3 protein-coding genes are annotated in these 2973 nt (G+C 38.9%); 2 read left to right on the top strand and 1 reads right to left on the bottom strand.

What is annotated here, in order from left to right; genetic code table 11:
* Both ADJ83_RS23595 and ADJ83_RS23590 read left to right on the top strand, forming a co-directional pair.
* Positions 1 to 1955 (top strand): heavy metal translocating P-type ATPase (locus tag ADJ83_RS23595; protein ID WP_048719237.1); only part of this gene is annotated, 1955 nt, incomplete at its 5' end.
* A gap of 252 nt (positions 1956 to 2207) precedes the next feature.
* Complete coding sequence (locus ADJ83_RS23590; protein ID WP_031536502.1) at positions 2208 to 2510, top strand: hypothetical protein; 303 nt, start codon at positions 2208 to 2210, stop codon at positions 2508 to 2510.
* A 117-nt stretch (positions 2511 to 2627) separates the two neighbouring features.
* Here ADJ83_RS23590 and tnpA read toward each other — a convergent pair.
* A partial coding sequence (tnpA, locus tag ADJ83_RS23585; protein WP_048718401.1) for an IS200/IS605 family transposase occupies positions 2628 to 2973 on the bottom strand: 346 nt, incomplete at its 5' end.

Genomic DNA, 2973 nt, shown 5'->3' with positions numbered 1-2973 from the left:
TTGAAGAATTAGAAAAAGCAGGAGCATTTGAAAATTTAAAGATCAGGGACGAAAAAGAACAAAGAGTTGAGCGAGAACCGTTCTGGAAGCAAAAAGAAAATATTAAGGTATATATTTCAGCCGTTTTGCTTGTGATTAGCTGGTTTTTAGGTAAGCAATTAGGAGAAGAACATATTATTCCAACGATTGGTTATGCAGCGTCCATCTTAATTGGCGGATATTCACTGTTTATTAAAGGTCTTAAAAATCTAAGCCGGTTAAAGTTCGATATGAATACGTTAATGACGATCGCCATTATAGGAGCTGCAATCATTGGTGAATGGGGCGAAGGGGCAACCGTTGTTATACTGTTTGCTGTCAGTGAAGCTTTAGAGCGTTATTCTATGGATAAAGCTCGTCAATCCATTGAATCGTTGATGGATATTGCTCCAAAAGAAGCGTTAATTCGTCGTGGTAATGAAGAAATGGTCGTCCACGTTGAAGATATTCAAATTGGCGATATTATGATTGTTAAGCCTGGTCAAAAGTTAGCGATGGATGGATTGGTCATTAAAGGCACTTCTACGCTAAATCAGGCTGCTATTACTGGTGAAAGTGTTCCAGTAACAAAAAACATTGATGATGAAGTGTTTGCAGGAACCTTGAATGAAGAAGGGTTACTTGAAGTTAAAGTAACAAAACGAGTCGAAGATACCACAATCTCGAAAATTATTCATTTAGTCGAAGAAGCTCAAGCAGAAAGAGCACCTTCTCAAGCGTTTGTAGATAAATTTGCGAAATACTATACACCAGCAATTGTTATCCTAGCTCTTTTAATTGTTGTGGTACCTCCTTTATTTTTTGGAGGGGATTGGAGCAAATGGATTTATGAAGGGTTAGCCGTGTTAGTGGTTGGTTGTCCGTGTGCCTTGGTTGTTTCAACTCCTGTTGCTGTTGTTACTGCCATTGGAAATGCTGCGAAAAATGGCGTTTTAATTAAAGGCGGTATCCATTTAGAAGAATCGGGAGCCCTTAAAGCTATTGCTTTTGATAAAACAGGAACATTAACAAAAGGTATTCCTGCTGTGACCGACATCTTAATCTTTGGTGGAGATCAAAATAACTTGTTGTTAACCACGGCAGCCATTGAAAAAGGATCCCAGCATCCTCTTGCTTCAGCGATTATGAGAAAAGCAGAGGAAAAGGGATTAAAGTTCAATGATGTATCAGTCGATGATTTCCAATCTATTACTGGTAAGGGCGTTAAAGCTAAAGTAAACAACCAAATGTACTATGTTGGAAGTCCGAATCTTTTTGAGGAATTGCACGGAAGCATTTCAAATGACAGGAAAGAAAAAATCGCTGAAATGCAAACCCAAGGGAAAACTGTGATGGTGTTAGGAACTGAAAAAGAAATTCTTTTGTTCATTGCCGTAGCTGATGAAATGAGGGAATCATCCAAAGAAGTTATCGGAAAGTTGAACAATATGGGAATCGAAACAGTGATGCTAACAGGTGATAACCAACGGACTGCCGAGGCAATTGGAAAACAAGTTGGTGTTTCGGATATTAAAGCCGATTTACTTCCAGAAGATAAGTTGAATTTCATTAAAGAACTTCGTGCTAAACATCAAAGTGTAGCGATGGTTGGTGATGGCGTGAACGATGCTCCAGCACTTGCAGCTTCCACAGTTGGTGTAGCAATGGGTGGCGCTGGAACGGATACAGCATTAGAAACAGCCGATATTGCGTTAATGTCCGATGATTTAAGTAAATTGCCATATACGATTAAATTGAGCCGTAAGGCTTTGGCAATCATCAAGCAAAACATTACCTTCTCTTTAGCGATTAAATTAGTGGCATTACTTTTAGTCATGCCTGGATGGTTAACCTTATGGATAGCGATTTTTGCTGATATGGGTGCAACACTTCTTGTGACATTAAATAGCTTACGATTATTAAAGGTAAAAGAGTAAAAATTAGGTTTCATTAGCCAGGGTTTCCCTGGCTTTTTTTAATAATATTGAATACCTAATTTAACTAACTGATGCTGTAGGCGAGTAATTCGGTAGGGCTTAATGTTTCCGCCTTAGTTTGGGAATTACCATGATAAACAAAAACAAAAAGTTTCTAAGTTGTAAAAGTTGGCGTCAAAGCGGCGGTTTGTGACGCTTATCGTCAAATTTGCTATAATATACGCAAGAATTTTATTCAGGCGGTGAATTACTTTGAAGCAATACTTGAAAGACCGTCTTCTTGTTGTTTCGATCGAAGCACATAAGAAGATTATCACGGAAGGGGATTCCGTTGACCTGGCGTCTATCTATTACGAAGAAGGAACACCCCTTGACCGTGTTCATCAATACAACGCATTTACAATATTATCGAAATTACAATTCCCGAAGGACGAAGCAAGCGATCCCGCAAGCGATTCAACGAAGTTTCTTGACGATTTGGCAGCTAAACAACTTCCAAACGAAGAAATTATTCAATCATTGTTAAACTATCGGGAATCAAAACCACCAGTGTGAACTGGTGGTTTGCTCTGCGGCTAAAAGCCTCTCTTACCGGCCTCGGCCTTAAAGGCCCACTGAAAAGGTTTCCCTTCTGCACCACATTCACTCACCAATTCTAAAGAATTTCTTTATTTACTTCCGATTTTTCTCACCCGTGAACGGATCGAATTCTTCGAACAACGTTAGCTGATCAGCCATATAATCTTCTTTCAGCTGATTTCTTATATATTCTTGTATTTGTTTCTTATTTCTCCCCACGGTATCAACGTAGAAACCACGACACCAAAATTTCCGATTCCCATAGCGATATTTCAAATTCGCATGTCGATCAAATATCATCAGGCTACTTTTTCCTTTTAGGTAACCCATGAACTGCGATACACTTAATTTTGGTGGAATACTAACCAACATATGGATATGATCCGGACAGGCATTTGCTTCATGTATAATGACACCTTTTCTTTCACATAGCTCTCTT

Origin of the sequence: Bacillus sp. 522_BSPC (assembly GCF_001076885.1) — a bacterium.
Taxonomy (GTDB): domain Bacteria; phylum Bacillota; class Bacilli; order Bacillales; family Cytobacillaceae; genus Niallia; species Niallia hominis.
This window is presented reverse-complemented; position numbering and strand designations above follow the sequence as displayed.